Source organism: Novosphingobium sp. BL-S-21 (assembly GCF_055521655.1).
On the sequence record NZ_JBVFVP010000003.1, the window covers coordinates 295,684 to 314,351 of the forward strand.

Consider the following 18,668-nt stretch of genomic DNA (forward strand, 5'->3'; position numbering starts at 1 on the left):
ATGGGGCGCCTTTTCTCATTCCGCACCGATCGCGCGAGCAGTCACCAGCCAGCTCATTGGTTAGCCGTTTCCTGCAGTCATGAAGAATTTCCGGCAACTGACTTCTGGGACGATTTGACGAACTACGTGGGCGAAAACCTACGGCCTGACGCTATCATCCTAATTGTTCGCGAAAACGCGGCGACGACGATCGAGAAGCAAATCAGGAGACTGCTAGAGAACGAGACCGAGTGGCGGATTTCGATTTCCGACACGACCCTTTATCTTGCATGCTTCGATGCCGAAGGCGGGTTCAGCTCCCAGAGTAAAATTTTGTCTGGGCCGGATATCCGCTTTAACGGCCAAAATTTCGACGACGTGCTTCGCATTGGTCTCACGGAAGTTTTTCTACGTCGAAACGGTTTAATCAGGCCTCATGGGTCAGCTCATTTCGTCCATCCTTCAGGCAAACATTCGCAAGCTTTCATTCGCGTTGCAAATCTCATGGCCTATGGTCCGGAGGTTTCCTTCGTTGCCATCGGGTTACTGCGTCATCTGAAGGATCACTTTTCTTACATCTGCGTCGACACTTCCTCCATTTCGCCGATTGCCTACGCGCTCGTGCAGCTCAAGCGGGCGTTCGACGATTCTTACCCAGCGCCTACGATAGACAGCTTTCTCTCCTGGGCGGGTATGAAAGGCGAATATTCCTTCGCTTTGCCATCCAAGACCCTCGCACTGGTGTCCGCCTCGACGAGCGGCAATCTTGCCACGGAGCTCATCCGGACGGCTCGCATTCCTGAAAGTCAAGTCGTGACCCTCTACTCGCTGGCGAGGGACCAAAAGGGATTGCAGATACTTAGTGATCTCAGCATCGAGCCAGCAATATTGAATGGCGAGACGTTGGATGAACACCGAGAAAAGGATTGCCCGCTGTGCCGACGCGGTTCCCAGGCAGTTCATTTTGTCGGTGACCAATTCCTTGCGGACGATATTCGTCACCAACCTGTCCAGATCGTCGCAAAAGATGCGCCGGACGGATTAGCCGATTTCATGGAGACCTATTATGGCCATCAAGCTTTGGGAATGCAGATCACGGCAGGCGGCCAAGCTGTTAATGCCTATCACGTAAACGTAGAGCGCTTGCAGGCATCAGCCTTCATGCAAAAGTTTATAGAGGCATGTCGCCGGCACATGCCGGCATCGACGGCGCTGGTTGTGCACGAGGTGGACCTCGCCAGCAAACTCCTTGCAGATGCCGCAGTGAGCGCATTGCCGAATCTCGCTGGGACAGAGATGTGCGATCGCAAGGCAGTCGCTCAGCTTGAGGAGGGTTCTGTCGAAGGGGCGGTGGTGATCACGACGGGCTGCATCTCGTCGGGAAGCCTTCTTCAATCAATCAGCCGAGATCTGCGCGATCCGGCGGGTGATCTGCCACGAATTTACTTGATCGGTTTTTCCAAGCACAGCCATCTGCCTGCGGCTAAAACGCTGAAGAGCGACCTCATCCACAGTAGTACCAACCATAAACATCATTACGAAGTCATCGAACCGCTGGTGCTCCCACTTGCCAGCCCAATGTCGGCCTGGGAGGCGGAACGCCATTATCTAGAAGCCCTGATCGATCCGTTGAACGCGGAAGCGGAGGTTTGTCAGAACATCGTAGAAGCCGTTGAGGAACGCCTTTCACAGATCGACGCGCTTGCCAGCGGCGAAGTCGAAGGATTCTATTGGAATAGTCCAACCGGAAATTCGCTTCGACTTCGTAGAACATTTGCATTCTGGAAAAAAGATTATGAGCCAGACAGAGCCAGCCAGGGCGATGTGTTGGTGACAATCGCAAGCGTTTTAGAAAATATGAGGAATGGCCCGAAGGCGAAGCTAGTCAACAACGCGTTTCATCATTCCGTGGTCGCGCCGGGCATGTTTGGGCGCTATAATGACGGTGTCATTCAATCTTCGCTGCTGCGAGCGGCCCGGCCTCATGAACTCGATTATTCGGCAGATGCGAGTTCTAGCAACACTATGGCGCGCCTCCTAAAAACCATCGTGGAAGAATGGCATGCGCCTCGTGGCGAAGCGGCAATGGAATTTCTGATTGCTCTTGCAACCGAGCGGATCAGGATGAAGCCACTTGATGTCCTTCGCGCGCTGCCCGAAGGCGATACGTCTGGAATGCCTCCAATTCTCAGGCATTTAGTCAGGCATTGCAGGAAAATTGCAGAAGGTTGAGGTTCCCTTATTACGGAGGCGTTAGAACGAAGATATGGGCCTGATATTGTAGTCGCTCCAACGACGTTGATGTGCCGTGGTTGAGTGCAACAATCTATTGTTGAACGCGGTCATTCCGATGGCTTCCCGCTTCCAATTGTCCAGTCCCGTGCGCCGCGCGTGTCGTAAAAGGCGTCTAGCCCCGGATAAGGCCTATCTTGCTCGGCTTCCTCGTGGCTGTAGCGCGCAACGAATTCGGTGAAGAGGAAGTTCATGTCGGGCCCGCGTTGAACGATCAGATGCCCTTCATTGAGGCGATACGCATGCGAGAGGTCGCGGCGGACAAGGTCGCAGACAAGATTCGATGCTCGCGTCAATTCCAACATAAGGTCATTGACGAGATCGACATGAAATTCATACTCGCGGCTGAGCTTGGCATAGCGCGGCGGGTCCCAATCCTCGATCTGATAGAATTTCTTGGTGAACAGCATATCGCTCCGGCCAGTGCGGTCGAGATGTTCGCGCAGCGTTTCGTGAAAATCCTGAAGCACATGTTGGAAGTTTTGGAAGGCATTCTCTAAGCCGGGGTAACGGCCAGGCCAGATGCGTCCGAGCAGCCATTGCCTTAAGCTTTCGAGGTCTCCGTCCACCTCTGCCCGAATCCGAGGCTGGCCACTGCCCAGAATGAAGCTGCTCCAGGCGGTCCAGATTTCGAGATGCGCCAGTCGCGCCCATTGATCGACATAGTCGGCATAGATCGTGTCGTCGTGTAACTTTATCCGGTCTAATCCGAGGGATACCTTGACCCAATCCTCGTGATCCTGCTTGAGGCGCCTCAGCCGCTCGATGGTCCAAGTATTCACCTGATCGTCGATGATCTTGTGGTGAACGTTGCATAGCAAGATCAAATTTCCATACCGATTTCGATCGTCGACGGGCATTGCCGAGTCACCGCGAGGACCATCATCCTTCTCAGCAAAGATATGACAGTTCTCGCCGACGAGGGTGGAGTCATCAGTCTCTGTGGCATCTTCTACTAACGCGCGTCGGCATTCAGGAAATGCGCAGCGCGCCGCTGCACGGCCCCATAGCATTTTTTGAGTCTTCAGGCTGACTGACACGGCGCGGGGACCTCTCAAGGTATCGGTTATGGGCAAGTGCCTATTATCCTAAGGCGAATGTTGCACGATTTGTCACCACCTTGTCGATTAGGGAAGGTGAGCCGGCGCAATAGGCGGTGGCGCGATCCCATCAACCCTTCCAAGGACCATTGCAAAATGCCCTCGAACGTGTTCGTGAGAGGCGGCTTACCTAGATGTCCCGTCTCGAAGCCGAAAGTCGCGAATGTCCCACGCCAAGCCATTCAGGTTCATCCACAACTCGGTGAACGGAGGGCAGCTATCAATGAACTGTGATGACGTGGTCTACGACCGCTATGTCGGCGATTTCTGGGGCAGGGCAGGGCGATACTGGCAGGTCGCGACCAAGTTCAGTCATTCCCGGACCAATCCGGCGACGTCGGCTAAATCCCGAACCTGCCGCTCGCGGTAGTTAAGGCAATCTTCCAATCAATCCGACCACGAACCGGCGGTGCACCACCATTGCGGGCATAGCGAACTCAAGACTCGTATGCGTGACGCAGCGTCGCTTCTGCAGCTGACCCATTCCAGACGCTCGGGGTTAAAACTCTTCTTCCCAGTAGCCAACTGGCCGCTTTCCTATTGGCGGTGCGCGACAGTGACTGGAAGCAGGTACTTCAGCCCGTGGGTGAAGCCCCGCGGCGCGACGCTGACGTGATCTTCGTCATTGAGAACTTCCGTCTTCAAATGCAGGGAGGGATACTTGCGGGATCGAAGAATCTGATCCATTTCCTTGGTATCGGTCACCATATTCACGGATTTGGAAAAGCGCGCATCGCCTGGGCGCGTCTCTTCGTATTCGCCGATGTACATGTAGACTCGTGCGGGCAAGTCGCCATGGCTGGCCGTATAGGCACGTGCCTGATTCATCATATAATGTTGGTCATACCAGAACGAGGGACTTCCTAGAACGTAGCCATCAAACAGGCCAGGTTCGCTCAGCAGGATCTGCATGCCGAGCAGTGAGCCATATGAATGCCCCAGGAAAATCCGCCGCTTCTCGTCCGTCCGGTAGCGCTGAGCTACGAAAGGCAGGACTTGGTCTCGGACATAGGTTTGATAGGCCTTCGCTAGACCGTGTACCGTCCCCTTCGGCGATCCCGCAGGGCCGTTTTCCGTCGGCGTGTAATCGCGGCGGCGGCTCTCCATTCCGCCTTCTCCCTTTGCATAGGAGAGCCCGACGAGGATGAACTCTTCGACGGTCGGCCCCTCGACATTGAGACGGCGCCCGATCTGCTTGAGCAGTGGAAACGCATAATCGGCGTCCGTCGCATAGATTACCGGATATCGACGCTCAGACTGCGTGTGATAGGACGGCGGCAGGGCCACGAAGACCTGATAGCTCCGTTGCGATGCAGGATCGGGTACGTCCCACACCTCGCTCTCGGTAACCTCGTAGGGCAGCCCGCCCCCTCGTTGTACCGCAACGCCGGGCGTCTCTTTTGCCTGCGCCTGTCCCGTAGACGCATCGGTGCAGGCGGTGAGCACGGTGGCGCAAAGGCCGATGAAAAGGAATTGCTTCAACAATGCTGCCCCCCGGCTAAACGATTTCGAACTTAGATCCCGCCAGCTCTTAGCTGTCAGAATATATAGCCGTGGCAGAGCATTAGCAGTCGATCAGATCACTGTCTCGGTCATGCCAACCCTGAGGAAAGGCGTTTCGCCGCATCGCTTTTGGCTCTTCCCAATCCGGATTGGCATTTTTGTCGCCATCAAGAGTGTTCAGCGGAATTAGAATGATTGGGTTAAGAAGGGTGCCGAGCGCGCTCAGCAACGACCTTTTCGCGGCATTGAAGTTTGAATATCTATATCCGCGGGGGTGACCGTCAGCTTTTGTTTTTAATCCGCTGATTTCGTACAGATTGTCAATGAATCGTCGACCATGCTGGCAACTCTTCGGCTCTGTGATCGCCGAACTTTGTGACGCACGCCGCTACGTTCGCGAATGTTTTAGACGTGTTCTTTCGAACGCCAGATTCTTTGCTGATACTGGCGCGGCGTGAGGCCAGTGGCGCGGCGAAAGGCGTGGGCAAGGCTGGAGGTTGAGGCGAAGCCAACTGCATCGGCCACTTGCTTGATGCTTTCCTGCGTGGCGAGCAGACGCTTCACCATTTCCAGCCGGTGGTGATGGACATATTGGCCCACGGTGCAGCCTCGGCTGCCCAGAAATCCGCGTGTAAGCTGGCGGACCGAGACACTGCATAGCGCGGCGAGTTCCTCCAGCGAAGGCGGCGTGGCATCGCGCTCGAGCCGCTCGTCGATCACGCGAAGGCGCCAGGGGGCAAGGCCGCCCTGCGCGGTTTCTTCGGCGATCTCTTCGAAATAACGGCATAGCTCGATGGTCAGTTGGGTGGCGATTGAGCCGACCAGCAGTTTGGAATCCCGACGCGGCGCGCGCGCTTCTTCGGCAAGGCGGCGCAGGAGGAGGCGCACGGTATGACTGGCGATGTCCAGCGCGGCGGTTAGGCGGGGGCCGGTCCATTCCATGCGCTCCCCGAAACGGTTTTGTGCCAGCCGTCCACGGAGTTCGCAGCGGATCGAATGCTGCGATTCCGCCCCGTCCCATCGCAACCGCAGCGGATGACCGGGCGGCACGAAGACGATATCGCCCAACCTTTCGAAACGGTGCCTCTCAAATCCGTCCGGCGCGAATGCCCCCCGCGCATTGGTGGGGCGCGGGGTAATGCAGAGGTCGAGCAGCGCATGATCGCTTGCCAGCGTTGCCGCGCCACCGCTCGACAGGCTTCCGCGGACAATGGTGACTTCGGCCGAGGAAAAGCTGAGGTCGGCCCCCGCCCTTGATCGTCCTTTTTTCTCGGCCGCTTGGTCCATGCTCTCAAATTCCGCCTAATACCGCGTCGCAATTTGGCTAAATATCCGCCTCCCGTCCAGATCGGGATGCATGACCCGATTGCGGAGGGGCATCGTGATCCCCAGAGTGGCGGCAAGACAGAACACTGGAGGGTGCCATGCCGCAGCAGATAGCCGAAACGCTCGACGACTTTGGCGGCCAGATCAATTGGCCACGCTTCAACGAATGGATGGCGACGCAGGATGTGCCGGGAACCGGCCCCGTAACGGCCGTCCGCAAGTTAGCGGGCGGCCTTCAAAATAGCGTCTTCCTGATAACGCGGGGCGGCGAAGATCTGATCCTGCGTCGCCCCGGCAAGCATCTGAAGCCGAAGAGCAATGAGACCATGCTGCGTGAGGCCCGCGTGCTGACGGTGCTGGAAGGCAGCACCGTACCGCATCCGCGCGTGCTGGCGACGTGCGCCGATCCGGAGGTGATCGGGGCATGCTTCTTCCTGATGGAACCGCTGGAAGGATTTGCGCAGTCGGGCCAGCTGCCGGGCCAATATGCCACCGATGCCGGCTGGCGGCGTGCCATGGGGGAGGAACTGGTCGAGGCGGCGGCGGCACTGGGGGCGGTCGACCACGTCAGGGCGGGCCTTGCCGATCTAGGCAGGCCCGACCAGTGGCATGAACGGCAGGTCGAGCGTTGGCGATCCCAGCTTGAAGGCTATGCCGTAACGCCAGACTACGATCCGGGCGAACTGCCGCACGTCGCCGACGTGAGCCGCTGGCTGGCCGACAACCTGCCGACCGATCGCCGGATCGGCCTGGTCCATGGCGACATGCAGTTTCCCAACGTCATGTTTTCGCTGAAGGTGCCGAAGATTTCCGGTGTGCTCGACTGGGAACTGGTTTCGCTGGGGGATCCGCTGCTGGATCTGGGCTGGATCCTGTCCAGTTGGTCGGAAGCGGGCGATCCCGAAGGCAAGGCGCCGATGGTGCGGCCTTGGGACGGTTTCCTGTCGCGGCGGGAAATGGTGGAACTCTACGGCGCTTTAAGCGGACGGAACATGAGCGAGATGCCGTGGTTCTTCGCGCTTGCCTGCTACAAGCTCGCCTGCCTGCTGGAAGGTACATACGCCGCTTCCAAGGCCGGAAAGGTACCCGCCAATGTGGGGGAATCAGTCCACGGCTATGCCACCTGGCTAATGACCAAGGCGCGCCAAATCATCGCGGCTTGAAACCCGCGCGACAGAATCACGACATTTGAGGATGAGGATCACACATGGACTTCTCTACCGATCCTGAATTTCAGGAAAAGCTCGACTGGATGAACCACTTCGTGCGCGAGGAAGTGGAGGCGATGGACCTTCTGTTCTCGCGAGGCAGCGAGCAGTTCAACATCCGCAATCGCAAGGCACGCGCCATGGCGAAGAAGCTTCAGGCGCAAGTGAAGGCGCAGGGGCTCTGGGCCTGCCACCTGACGCCGGAACTGGGCGGCAAGGGCTATGGGCAGGTGAAGCTGGCGCTGATGAACGAGATCCTTGGTCGCACGTCATGGGGCCCGGTGATATTCGGCTGCGCGGCGCCCGATACCGGCAATGCCGAAATCCTCGCCATGTTCGGTACGCCCGAGCAGAAGGCGCGCTACCTCCAGCCGCTGCTCGATGGCGAAATCTTCTCGACTTACGCGATGACGGAGCCTCAAGCGGGCGCCGATCCCAAGGAGTTTACCTGCCACGCCTGGCGGGAGGGCGACGAATGGGTGATCGAGGGGGAGAAGTGGTACGCCTCCAACTTCAAGGTTTCCTCCTTCGTGATCGCGATGGTCGTCACCAATCCCGAAAACGCGCCGCATGAGCGCATGTCGATGTTCCTGATCCCCTCGGATACACCGGGGCTGGTCGATATCCGGGACGTGGCGGGGATGAACGATCCGGTCGATCACGGCCATCACGCCTATCTTCGGTTCGATCAGGTTCGGGTATCGTTGGACGCCATGCTGGGCGGACCCGGGCAAGGCTTCAAGCTGGCGCAGGCGCGACTGGGCGGCGGGCGTATCCACCATGCCATGCGCGTGGTCGGCCAGTGTCAGCGCGCGCTGGAGATGATGCAGGAACGCGCCGTCTCCCGCCGCACGCAAGGCCGCCAGCTTGGCGATCACCAACTGGTGAAGGCGATGATCGCGGACAGCGCACTGGAGTTGGAGATGTACCGCCTGCTAGTGTTGAAGGCGGCGTGGATCATCGATACTCAGCCGCACGGCGCCGCGCGGACGCATATCGCTATGGCCAAAGTGGCGATGGCGCGCGTCTATCACGACATCGTGCGGCGGGCCGTTCACCTTCACGGCGCGCTTGGCACCACGCATGAGACGCCGCTGGCGCGCATGTGGATGGGCGTGCCGATGCTTTCCGTAGCCGATGGGCCGACCGAAGTGCATCAGGTGCAGATCGCCAATGCGCTGCTGAAGCAGACCACGCCGGCGCAGGGTCTGTTCCCCAGCGAGCACATTCCCACCCGCACGGCCGAGGCGGAGGCCCGCTATGCCGCCGAACTGGCCGAGATCGAGCGCGAACTGGCGGCTTGAGCCCGATGTCTCTGTTCGATCTTACCGGCAAGGTGGTGCTGGCTACCGGCGGCATGAGCGGGATCGGCCTTGCCTTCCTGCAAGGCTGCGCACGGCAGGGCGCGTCGGCGGCGGTGCTGGACCGCGATGCCGCGAAGGCGGATGCCGTCTCTTCACATCTGCGTTCGCTGGGCGCGGGCCGGGTCCATGTGGAGACGGTGGACGTGACCGATGAGGCGGCGGTGGAAGCCGCTTTCACAGGCACCGTCGCCGCGCTGGGCCGGATCGACTGCGTTTTCGCCAATGCCGGGATTAGCCACCGCGCACCGGGGTTCGACGATCTGGACAGTGCGGATTATCACCGCCTGCTGGACGTGAACCTCCACGGTGCCTTCTACACCCTGCGCGCGGCGGTTCGGCACATGAAGGCCAGGGCGCGGCAGGGTGATCGGGGTGGTTCCATTGTCGCCTGCGGCAGCCTGTCGATCTATCACGGATTGCCGGGCATGGAGCACTACGCCGCCGCCAAGGCCGCTCTGCAGGCGATGATCAAGGGGCTAGCCGTGGAGATGGGGCCGTTCGGCGTGCGGGCCAACATGCTGGTGCCGGGCTTCATTCTCACCGGCCTGACCGACGACAAACCGGAGACGAAGCAGATCATAGAGCGCTTCTCCGCGATCACGCCGCTGGGCCGCCCGGGCGAACTATCCGATATCGAGGGGCCGGCGGCCTATCTCGCCTCCGACGCGTCCCGATTCCAGAGTGGCGATACGCTGGTGATCGATGGCGGCCGGCTCGTGCGCAACGTCTGACGGGGGGAATTATGCCGATTACCATGGATCTTACTGGCCGCGTGGCCGTCATTTCCGGCGGCAGCCGGGGGCTGGGCCGGGCGATCGCCCTCGGGCTGGTGGAGGCCGGCGCGGCGGTTGCGGTGGCCAGCCGGAAACTTGAAAGCTGCGCGGCGCTGGTCGCGGAGATAGAGGCGCTGGGCGGTCGCGCCTCGGCCCATGCTTTCGATGCGGCATCCTGGGAAGACTGCGACCGCCTTTTCGCCGAAGTGACCGAGCGCTGGGGCGGCGCGGATATTCTGGTGAACAATGCCGGAAAGTCGCCGGTGGAGCCGTCCTCGCTGGAAACTTCTCAGGCCGCGTTCGATGTCATCCTTGCGATCAACTTGCGTTCGCCGTTTCGGCTTTCGGCGCTGTTCGGCGCGCAGATGGTGGCGCGCGGTGGCGGGGCGATCGTCAACGTAAGTTCCAGCGGATCACGCAAGGCGGAGCCATACTTTGCGCCTTATGCTGCCGCCAAGGCCGGGCTCAACACGCTGACCGAGAGCTTCGCCAAGGAATATGGCCCCACGGTGCGCGTCAACACGGTGATGCCGGGGCCTTTTCATACCGACGGGACTAAGACTTGGTCTCGCTCCAAAGGCTTTGCCGACCACGCCCGTAAGAACCAGCCGCTGGGGCGGGGCGGGGAACCGGCGGAGATCGTTGGCGCCGTGGTCTATCTGGTCAGCGATCTTGCGTCCTATGTTACCGGGGCCTGTCTTGCAGTGGACGGCGGGCATTTGATCGCACGCGGATAACCTGAGATAGCGTGGATGAGGGGCGTCTGACAGGTCGGCCCGGCCCCCTTCTGCCATCTCTCATCGGCGTTCGACCGCGCGTCGAGGCAATCGGAGCTTGATCGGCCGATCTCGGTCCACCGTCTTGCCCAGAAATAGCGCGTACCGCGACCGCGTTTTTACCAGCCCCAACCCATTATGGACGTTCAACCGCCGATTTTAGATCCTCAGGTGCAGACGGTCAGCTTTCTCGATCCGAGACGCCCGCTACCGATGCGCCCAATCCAATGCCTTGTTGCAGTCAGTGCGCTATGCCCGCCGTGCGGCCGGGTATCGCCACTGACCTATTTCAATCAGTCGAACCGCTACTGCACGTTCCAGAACAATTCGGTCTGGTCCCACCCGGCGGTCGTTCCGATCCAGGACCCGGCTTTAAAATTATTTCCTTATGGGACCTGGGGCGGACGCCTCAAGGTCGCGCCGACCAAGGGGTTCTACGCCCAGGCCGGTATCTTGAAGGCCAACCCGTCCCTCAACGTAACCAACGGATTCGACTGGTCGACCCCCAACGCAACTGGCTATCAGACGGCATTCGAACTGGGCTTCCACTCGTCTGACCCCAAGGCGCGAAACTCAATTGCGGATAGGCGGCTATCACAACACCTCCGACGCCGGCGATCCCTATCGTAACCCCGAGGGTCGGCCGCGCATTACGGCGGGTGGGAGCGCTCTGGTCCATGATGGTAAGGAAGGGCGGTATGTAATAGGCGATGCCGTCGCCGCGCACATGGGCGGCAATGCCAAGCGCCCGGTGACCGTTTTCGGCGGCGTCATCGCGTCTACGAACGGCTACCTACCCTTCAAGGAGGAGGCGATCGCGGGCGTCATCGTCACCGGTCCTTTTGCCTCTTGGCCCAAGGACACCTTGGGTCTCGTCGGCAGCTACATTCGTCTCGGGTTGCGGCAGGTCGACTTTCTTCAGGCCTCGCGTTTGCGGGCGGGCGGAACCGATAGGGTACTTGACGGAGAAGGTGTGTTCGAGATGAACTACGATTTCGCAGCAGCGCCGGGGATGAGGATCAATCCGAACGTCCAGTACGTAAGGAATCCCGACAATCTTCCTCGGCACGCCGCCGTGCACCGCTCAGAGGATATAGTGGTGTTCGGCGTGCGCTTGACGCTCGATATCGCAGGAATTTTGGGCTCGCCGGCCGCAAAATGAGTTTAAGGGCTTCGACCTTGCTAGTCCGTATATTCCTCAGTCTCCGCCTATGGGGTCGGACCCCACACTTCGAAACGGCATCTGGCCTGCGGAGCGGCTTAGATGACCCCTGAGTACTGCAGCCGACCCTTATAAAACGCTCAGCTAGCGAGTTTCAGTCCCCAGCTGCAGTCGATCGGCTTATCAAGAAAGTCGAAGCACTGGTCCAGTGCCGTTGATTGTGGCCAGCTTCATGCTGGGCGCCACGCAATCTCAGTGATAACTGCCATGCCGGGAGGCCCTACGCCATAGATTATTCTGGCGTTTCCGAATGAGGAGAGATGGGTCTACGGTCAGTGGACTTCCAAGGAGTGTACTGATGCTTTACCGAAACTTCGAACACGACCTAAAGCTGCTTCCAGAAGATCGATAAGCGATGACGAGGTGCATGTCCCTGAGATGATCTGGGTTATGGAACGATTCTTCCAACAAGAGATGCTGCGAGCACCAGCATGACGACGCCAACGATGGCATCGAGAACCTTCCAAGCCACAGGTCGTGAAAAGATCGGCGTCAGGATGCGGGCGCCATATCCGAGAGCCGCGAACCAGCTGATGCTGGCGGTCGCTGCACCCACCACAAAGACTGGCCGCAGTTCGGGCTGCTGCGCGGAGCCAGCAGCGCCCATCAGCAGGACTGTGTCTAGGTAGACGTGCGGATTGAGGAATGTGAATGCTGCCGTCGCGCCCAGCGCGCTCCCGAGGGTGATCCGCCCTGGCGCAGTTACAGACAAGGCTTCTGGAGCCATCATTCGCTGAAACGCCTTGATGCCGTAGCAGGCCAGGAACGCGGCGCCGCCAATGGTCAAAGCCATGGTCAGTTTTGGCACGGCACCTAGCAGCGCCCCAACGCCGCCAACGCCCACGGCGATCAACAGAGCATCAGCGCAACCGCAGAGCAAAACGATGGGGCCAACATGCTCGCGCTTCAGGCCTTGGCGCAGAACAAAAAGGTTCTGCGCGCCAATGGCCATAATCAAAGCTGCCGATATGGCGAAGCCGGTAAGGAATGTTGCCAGGATGCTGTGCATTGGAGACACATACCGATTTCATGTGTTTAAGGGAAACTTGTTCTTCTTAATTGGATGAAGCATAGCTAATCCATGCTTGATTATCCCGCTCTTGCCGCTGTTTCCGCCGTCGTACGCGAAGGAACCTTCGAGCGGGCGGCTGAAAGGCTCGGTGTTACGCCGTCTGCAGTGTCCCAGCGGATCCGCGCACTTGAGGAACGTTTGGGCATTATCCTTATCGTGCGAGGGCATCCTTGCCTGCCTACCGATCTTGGCCGCAAGCTCTGCGCCCATGTGGATCAGGTGCAGCTTCTGGAAGCGGATTTAGCCCCCGTTTTATCGATCGCAGGCGATCAATTAGCCCCCCCCGTCACGCTGAAAGTAGCGGTCAACTCGGACAGCATCGCAACATGGTTTCCCGAGGCGGCTGCCAAGTTCGCCCGCGATACAGGCTATCTTTTGGAGTTCCTCATCGAAGACGAGGCCCACACGGCGGACCGGCTTCGTTCCGGTGAGGTTATTGCCGCTGTTTCGTCAGATCCAGGCACTGTCCAGGGATGCAAGACGATCGAATTGGGCAGCCTCCAATATCTGGCTTGCTGCAGTCCTGAATTTGCGCAGCTGCACTTTCCCGATGGCGTCTCCGAAGACAGCCTTCGCCGCGCACCGTGCCTGCGTTTCGATCGCAGGGATGGCTTACAGGCGCGTTGGGCTAGCGAAACGCACAGGATCGAACTCGATGGGCCAATGCATTGGGTGCCATCGACCTTCGGCTTCCTGAACTTCGGACTTGCAGGCATGGCGTGGGGCTTGCACCCGGAAATTTTAGCAAAACCTCAAATAGCCGCGGGTCTGCTTGTCGAACTGACACCTGGTACGCCGCTAAACGTGAAGCTATACTGGACCGTCACGCGGTTACACGCTTCCGCGCTTCAGACATTTACAGACACCGTTCGCGGAACGGCGAAAGAGCGGCTGTTTCAAACCTAATGACATTGACACGCTGAATTTTCTCATTGAGAAATCGGGCGGAGTATCCCTACGTTCCATCTCGGGCGCGGCGGGCAGGAGGTACAGTGCTAACTTCTTCAGCGACCGAACTCCATGACTCGCCTCCGCTTGCTTATGGGAGAACGTAGACGACCGGATTTGTCGAACGCCGTCGTTTAGGAGCTGCTTCCGTATCAACTGCTTTGTCTTACTTCCCCGCGTTCGAGGGTAAGGCAGATCGAACCAATTTCATCCATTCCGGCACCATAGCAGGTACCTCAGTTTACTTTAAAACTGTTTATTGTGTAGGAACTCGAAAAAGCGGGGCCAAGGAACAACGTCCGCGTTAAAGCCAGCGCATCCGCGCTGATTGGTAGCACCCGATCTCGGGGATCATCTCTATTAGCCGGGCCCGCGGAACCCGACGCCCGCCTTCACGCTGCTACTCGAGGCGTTGCGCCTGCAAACCTGCGAGGATTGCGGGGCGTCAGCCGCCCTCGCTCCAGTTCGCGCGCTCGCCGAGGATCTGCGCGACCGCGTCCATATTGTCGCTGCCCCAATTGCAGAGCGGCTCCAGGGCCTTGGCCAGACTGTGCCCGAGCGGCGTCAGTGTATAATCGACGCGTGGGGGCAACTCCTGATAGTCCTTTCGCGTGACAATGCCGTCCGCTTCCAGCTCCTTGAGCTGCTGGATCAGCATCTTGTCGCTGACCCCCCGCACCGCGCGTTTGAGTTCGCCATAGCGGTTAGGCCCCTGGATCAGAAAGTAGATGATCAGCGGCTTCCACTTGCCCGCGATCACTTTAAGCGTCGCGTCGAGGCCGCAGGAGAACCCGGGGACGCTATCGAGTATCGTTGCCATAATTGATACTTACCAAAAGGTGCATACTTGTCGATAGGTAGGTGAGCTGCCAGCTACGATCAACTTCATAACGAAGAGGATACGAGCATGAACAGATTGGATGGCAAGGTTGCTGTGGTGACGGGCGGAGGTACGGGTATTGGGTTCGGAACCGCGCAGCGTTTCATCGAGGAAGGCGCCTTCGTCTACATCACCGGCCGCCGGCAGGAGAAGTTGGACAAGGCGGCCGCCAAGCTCGGGCCCAAGGCCCGCGGAGTGCAAGGATCGGTGACCGAGCAGTCCGATCTTGATCGGCTGTTCGGGACGGTGAAGGCTGAGCATGGCCGCCTCGACATCCTTGTCGCAAATGCCGGGTTCGGTGAGTTGGTGCCGCTGGGGCAAATCACCCGCGCGCAATATGATGCTGCCTTCGACGTCAATGTGAAGGGCGTCCTCTTCACCGTCCAGGCCGGCCTGCCGCTGATGGGACCGGGTGGCTCTATCATCTTGACCGGATCGACCACGGGGGTCATGGGAACGCCAGCTTTCAGCGTCTATTCTGCGAGCAAAGCGGCGGTGCGCAATCTCGCGCGAAGCTGGGCGCAGGATCTGCGCGGGACCGGCATCCGGGTGAACGTGCTCTCGCCCGGACCGACGTTGACCGAGCTTGCGAGCGAGGCAGTCGGCAAGGAAGCGATGATCGAGATGGGAGCCGGTACGCCGATTGGCCATGTCGGTGATCCGTCCGAGATCGGCGCGGTTGCGGCCTTTCTCGCGTCGTCGGACAGCAGCTTTATGACCGGCAGCGAAGTGTTCGCCGATGGTGGGCTTGCGCAGATTTGAGCAGCGTTTCGCTTTTCCTCTTTAATCGTCCGGCCATCCGATAGGTGTCGGACGTCGACAATTGGGAGCTACGGCCTAGAGACGAGCGACGGGTTTTGGGCCGATAGGGGAATGTCGGGTTCCGAGCGCAGAAATCGGGATAGCTGCCGATCTACGCCGGCAGCAGGCGACCAGCTCCGGCTGCTCTTTGCTCACCGGAGGAACGACGAGATTCACCGCTAGCGGTCCTTTGCCTGCCACCGATCGAGGTGGTCGGTCAATTTCCGGTTCCAAACGAGTGATCCTCAATCGAAAAAGGCTGACATGGGTGGAGAGCCGACCTATGCGTGCCAGCTTTCCAACCAGTTGATCTTTCAAATCAAAAAGTATCAATCGTTATCACGTTCCATTTTAGTGATTGCGCCCGAGCGAGGATCAACATGGAAATCGTAGTTGACGTTGGCCTTCGTAGCTTCGCCTTCCCAATGCCCATCATCTGCTTCCAGCTTCGTGACTCTATAGCCCCGCTCCAACAGCATGCTTTTTACTTTTTCACTACTGATCCATCCTTTTCCGGGCATATCAGCTAATGCTGGGCTCGAAAAACAGACGGCGGTTACAGCGATAAGCAGCAACTTTTTGATCATAGCTTTCTCCTTTGATCTGGAGAAATCGCTTAGCCATCCGACACGTTCCACTATCTTCCCATATGTTCACCACGAGGAAGCTTTTGGCTCAGACGTGCGCTATGGGGCGTACCCCTCAGGCCGCTATGGAGCGCGGCCCGAGGGTTGCTGAATAGCCGACAACGGCGCAAAGCGGCATTCGAGCGGAGTATTTGGCAACGCTAGATATCCACTTTAAGCGAACGTGACAGGCCGCATGGCAACTGCGCGCCAATAGAATGGATAGAACGAGGCGGGCCAGAGACGGGCTCCCAGACCTCCGGCCCGTCCATCGTCAGTTGCTGCTAGCAGCCGGGTTGTCGAGCTTGGCCATCGCCGCCTCCAGCGCCTTGTGCATGCTCAGCGTATCCGCCGCCTGGCGCGGGGGATAGGCCTTCAGGCTGGCGAGGTGCTCGGCGATGAAGGGGGTACCGGCGGTCGGCGCCCAGAGCTTGTTGGCGAAGAACTTGCGGCCGATGTAGCCCCATTCGTGGCTTTCCGGGTCCATCTTCTCCATCGGGTCCATGCGCAGGTGGAACAGGTACGGCACGGAAGGATAGGTCTTGTCGTTGAACCAGCTGCCCTCCTTCTTGACGCCGATGTGCATCTTCCAGTTGTTCACCCGGATCGCGGTCAGCTCGGTTTCGTCGTAATAGAAGTAGGCCCTGCGCGCCGATACCTTGCTGGCGCCCTTCCACATGTCGAGCTGGTTGAAGCCGTCGAGATGGACCTTGTAGGTCAGCTCACCCGCCAGCTTGGTGCCTTCGAGCAGCTTTTCCTTTATGTCTGGCAGTCCGGCCGCCGCCGCGAGTGTCACATAGACGTCCTCGTGGTTCTGCACGCCATTGCACCAGCTTCCCGCCGGGATGTTGCCCGGCCAGCGCGCCAGCATCGGCACGCGGACGCCGCCTTCCCAAGTCGTGCCCTTCTCGCCGCGGAACGGGGCATAGCCGCCGTCGGGCCAGAGCATCATCTCGTTGCCGTTGTCGGTCGAATAGATGACGATGGTGTCGTCGGCGAGGTCGTTATCGTCGAGCCACTTGAGCAGCACGCCGACCTGTTCGTCATGCTCGATCATCTTAGCGCGCACCACGTCTTCCTCGGCGCGGCCTTCGTCGACGGCCATCTGCACGTACTTCTTCTGAGGGTGCGAATGGATGTGGATCGCGGTGGTGTTGAACCAGCAGAAGAACGGGCCTTCCTTGTTGCGTTCCAGCCAGTCGATCGTCTTGTCGACTACCTCGCCGTCGAACGTCTCCATCCGCTTGCGGGTGAGAGGGCCCGTGTTCTCGATCTTCTGCTTGCCGCGCTTGCCAAAAACACCGTCGTCGGTCTCGTCGAACTCGTCGGTCGCCCAGGCGTGGAGTACGCCGCGTGGCCCGTACTTCTTGAGGTATTCGGGGTTCTTCTGGCCGGGGTAGTCCAGCTCCTCCGGCTCTTCCTCGGCGTTGAGGTGGTAGAGGTTTCCGAACCATTCGTCGAAGCCGTGGACGGTGGGCAGGAAGTCGTTGCGGTCGCCGAGGTGGTTCTTGCCGAACTGGCCGGTCTTGTAGCCGGCGACCTTCAGCACTTCGGCAAGGGTCGGGTCTTCCTTCTGGATGCCGCGCGGAGAACCCGGGATGCCGATCGTGGTCATGCCGGTGCGGACCGGCAGCTGGCCCATGATGAAGGCCGCGCGTCCGGCAGTGCAACTGGGCTGGCCGTAATGGTCGGTGAAGATCATGCCTTCGCGAGCAAGGCGGTCGATGTTGGGCGTCTCGCCCATCATTCCGTGAGCATAGGCCCCGACATTCCACATGCCGATATCGTCACCCCAGATGACGAGGATGTTGGGCTTTCCGTTAGGCATCGTTGATACTCCGCTGAGCGAGGGGCTTGAGCAGAGGCAAGCTAGTGGTCTGCGGCGCAGGTTCTATGGGGGATAACACCCAGATTGGAGGAAATCAGGACTCACTTGAATTTGCGGCGTTACAGCGCCGGTTCTGAAAGCAGGCATGTCCGCCATTCGCGATCGTAAGATGATACCGACCTATCTGGTCACTGCCATTAGCGCACCTGTCTGCTCCGCTTACGAACTCTGTTGGCAAGGAAGCGGACGTTCGGCTCCTAGGGATCTGGTATCAAACGTGGGACGACCGACAAGGGCGCCAGAGCAGCCGCCACGCTGTTGGGCGTCACGGCAAGGAACCAACCATTTTCAGAATCAGTGCCCTCTGCAACGTCAGGGAGGCCTCCACGTCCACCTCAAGGTATCTGACCGTGCTTTCAATCCTGGTGTGCCCAAGCAGAATTTGGCCCGCACGAAGGTTCCCAGTTGCCTTGTAGATGATCGGCGCCTTGGTTCGCCGAAGAGAATGGGTCCCATAGCTTCGCCGGATAGGCCCGATCCGGGTCACCCATTCATCGGCAGGGTGAGCATACGGCCTGGTGCTAAGTGGGCTGGGTGATCGGTGCGGCTAGGGAAAGCAAAGTCCTCCAAGGATCCACCTCGGAGTTCGAGCCATTTGAGAAGGCTGGCGCGAGCATCGGTCATCACCTCGAACTGAACCGGCCAGCCGTTCTTCTGCTGTACGACCTGTTGCCCGTGTTCGAATTTCCGATCGCAAACGATACACTTATTCTGATCTGCATCAGATCGTATCCGCGAAGCTTTCTGTCGAGGGCGAGGTCAAAAAGAGCAGGTCGCGGACCCGCCCATGCTGGTCGAGAAAGAAGCGAATTGCCAATATCTGACGGGGTTTGAGCGCACGGGTTGCTCCAACCTTGAGGCTGGCGTTCCAAGGTGTCTGCTCGCGAGCGGCGGGATCAAACTTTGATTA

The 18,668-nt window shown here is 59.2% G+C and carries 16 protein-coding genes and 1 pseudogene; 9 read left to right on the forward strand and 8 right to left on the reverse strand.

The annotated features are described in order from the left end of the window. On the forward strand, positions 1–2,211 hold the full coding sequence (locus tag ACZ1J6_RS23725; protein ID WP_465128753.1) for a hypothetical protein: 2,211 nt from the start codon (positions 1–3) through the stop codon (positions 2,209–2,211). A gap of 110 nt (positions 2,212–2,321) precedes the next feature. On the opposite strand, the gene ACZ1J6_RS23730 is transcribed toward ACZ1J6_RS23725, so the two are convergent. From ACZ1J6_RS23730 to ACZ1J6_RS23740, 3 genes are all read right to left on the reverse strand, one after another. Beyond that, on the reverse strand, positions 2,322–3,311 hold the full coding sequence (locus ACZ1J6_RS23730) for a hypothetical protein (protein WP_465128754.1): 990 nt from the start codon (positions 3,309–3,311) through the stop codon (positions 2,322–2,324). Positions 3,312–3,908: 597 nt separating this feature from the next. Then, entirely contained in the window at positions 3,909–4,856 is a 948-nt protein-coding gene (locus tag ACZ1J6_RS23735; RefSeq protein WP_465128755.1) for an alpha/beta hydrolase, read from the reverse strand. Between the two features lie 423 nt (positions 4,857–5,279). After that, the gene (locus ACZ1J6_RS23740) at positions 5,280–6,161 is read right to left on the reverse strand and encodes a helix-turn-helix domain-containing protein (protein WP_465128756.1); all 882 of its coding nucleotides are present in this window, start codon (positions 6,159–6,161) and stop codon (positions 5,280–5,282) included. Between the two features lie 137 nt (positions 6,162–6,298). Between ACZ1J6_RS23740 and ACZ1J6_RS23745 the strand changes: the two genes are divergently transcribed. The 6 genes from ACZ1J6_RS23745 (at position 6,299) to ACZ1J6_RS23770 (ending at position 11,483) form a co-directional block, all read left to right on the forward strand. Then, positions 6,299–7,363, forward strand: a complete 1,065-nt coding sequence (locus ACZ1J6_RS23745) for a phosphotransferase family protein (RefSeq protein WP_465128757.1) — start codon at positions 6,299–6,301, stop codon at positions 7,361–7,363. Between the two features lie 44 nt (positions 7,364–7,407). Beyond that, entirely contained in the window at positions 7,408–8,712 is a 1,305-nt protein-coding gene (locus ACZ1J6_RS23750) for an acyl-CoA dehydrogenase family protein (RefSeq protein WP_132269670.1), read from the forward strand. Between the two features lie 5 nt (positions 8,713–8,717). Then, a complete protein-coding gene (locus tag ACZ1J6_RS23755; protein ID WP_132269672.1) occupies positions 8,718–9,503 on the forward strand; it encodes an SDR family NAD(P)-dependent oxidoreductase in 786 nt (261 codons plus the stop codon). Between the two features lie 23 nt (positions 9,504–9,526). Next, positions 9,527–10,282, forward strand: a complete 756-nt coding sequence (locus ACZ1J6_RS23760; RefSeq protein ID WP_465128758.1) for an SDR family NAD(P)-dependent oxidoreductase — start codon at positions 9,527–9,529, stop codon at positions 10,280–10,282. A 252-nt stretch (positions 10,283–10,534) separates the two neighbouring features. Beyond that, entirely contained in the window at positions 10,535–10,951 is a 417-nt protein-coding gene (locus tag ACZ1J6_RS23765) for a carbohydrate porin (protein WP_465128843.1), read from the forward strand. Beyond that, positions 10,875–11,483, forward strand: coding sequence for a carbohydrate porin (locus tag ACZ1J6_RS23770; RefSeq protein WP_465128844.1), 609 nt, complete (start codon positions 10,875–10,877; stop codon positions 11,481–11,483). The genes ACZ1J6_RS23765 and ACZ1J6_RS23770 overlap by 77 nt, the downstream gene beginning before the upstream one ends. Positions 11,484–11,931: 448 nt before the next feature. Here the strand turns inward: ACZ1J6_RS23770 and ACZ1J6_RS23775 are convergent, their stop codons facing one another. Further along, the gene (locus tag ACZ1J6_RS23775; protein ID WP_465128759.1) at positions 11,932–12,552 is read right to left on the reverse strand and encodes a LysE/ArgO family amino acid transporter; all 621 of its coding nucleotides are present in this window, start codon (positions 12,550–12,552) and stop codon (positions 11,932–11,934) included. Positions 12,553–12,624: 72 nt separating this feature from the next. Here ACZ1J6_RS23775 and ACZ1J6_RS23780 point away from each other — a divergent pair, with 72 nt between their 5' ends. Continuing rightward, on the forward strand, positions 12,625–13,521 hold the full coding sequence (locus ACZ1J6_RS23780; protein WP_465128760.1) for a LysR family transcriptional regulator ArgP: 897 nt from the start codon (positions 12,625–12,627) through the stop codon (positions 13,519–13,521). Between the two features lie 487 nt (positions 13,522–14,008). Here the strand turns inward: ACZ1J6_RS23780 and ACZ1J6_RS23785 are convergent, their stop codons facing one another. Beyond that, positions 14,009–14,383 (reverse strand): winged helix-turn-helix transcriptional regulator, encoded by a 375-nt coding sequence (locus ACZ1J6_RS23785; RefSeq protein ID WP_132269530.1) that lies wholly within the window; start codon positions 14,381–14,383, stop codon positions 14,009–14,011. A gap of 87 nt (positions 14,384–14,470) precedes the next feature. Here ACZ1J6_RS23785 and ACZ1J6_RS23790 point away from each other — a divergent pair, with 87 nt between their 5' ends. Next, entirely contained in the window at positions 14,471–15,205 is a 735-nt protein-coding gene (locus ACZ1J6_RS23790; protein ID WP_465128761.1) for an SDR family NAD(P)-dependent oxidoreductase, read from the forward strand. 368 nt (positions 15,206–15,573) lie between these two features. On the opposite strand, the gene ACZ1J6_RS23795 is transcribed toward ACZ1J6_RS23790, so the two are convergent. From ACZ1J6_RS23795 to ACZ1J6_RS23805, 3 genes and pseudogenes are all read right to left on the reverse strand, one after another. Beyond that, positions 15,574–15,831 carry a PepSY domain-containing protein gene (locus ACZ1J6_RS23795; protein ID WP_132269527.1) on the reverse strand — a complete coding sequence of 86 codons (258 nt, stop codon included), beginning with the start codon at positions 15,829–15,831 and terminating at the stop codon, positions 15,574–15,576. A gap of 313 nt (positions 15,832–16,144) precedes the next feature. Then, positions 16,145–17,698 carry an arylsulfatase gene (locus ACZ1J6_RS23800; RefSeq protein WP_132269525.1) on the reverse strand — a complete coding sequence of 518 codons (1,554 nt, stop codon included), beginning with the start codon at positions 17,696–17,698 and terminating at the stop codon, positions 16,145–16,147. Positions 17,699–18,023: 325 nt separating this feature from the next. Further along, positions 18,024–18,665, reverse strand: a pseudogene (locus ACZ1J6_RS23805) (tyrosine-type recombinase/integrase); the annotation flags it as partial. Positions 18,666–18,668 lie beyond the last annotated feature (3 nt).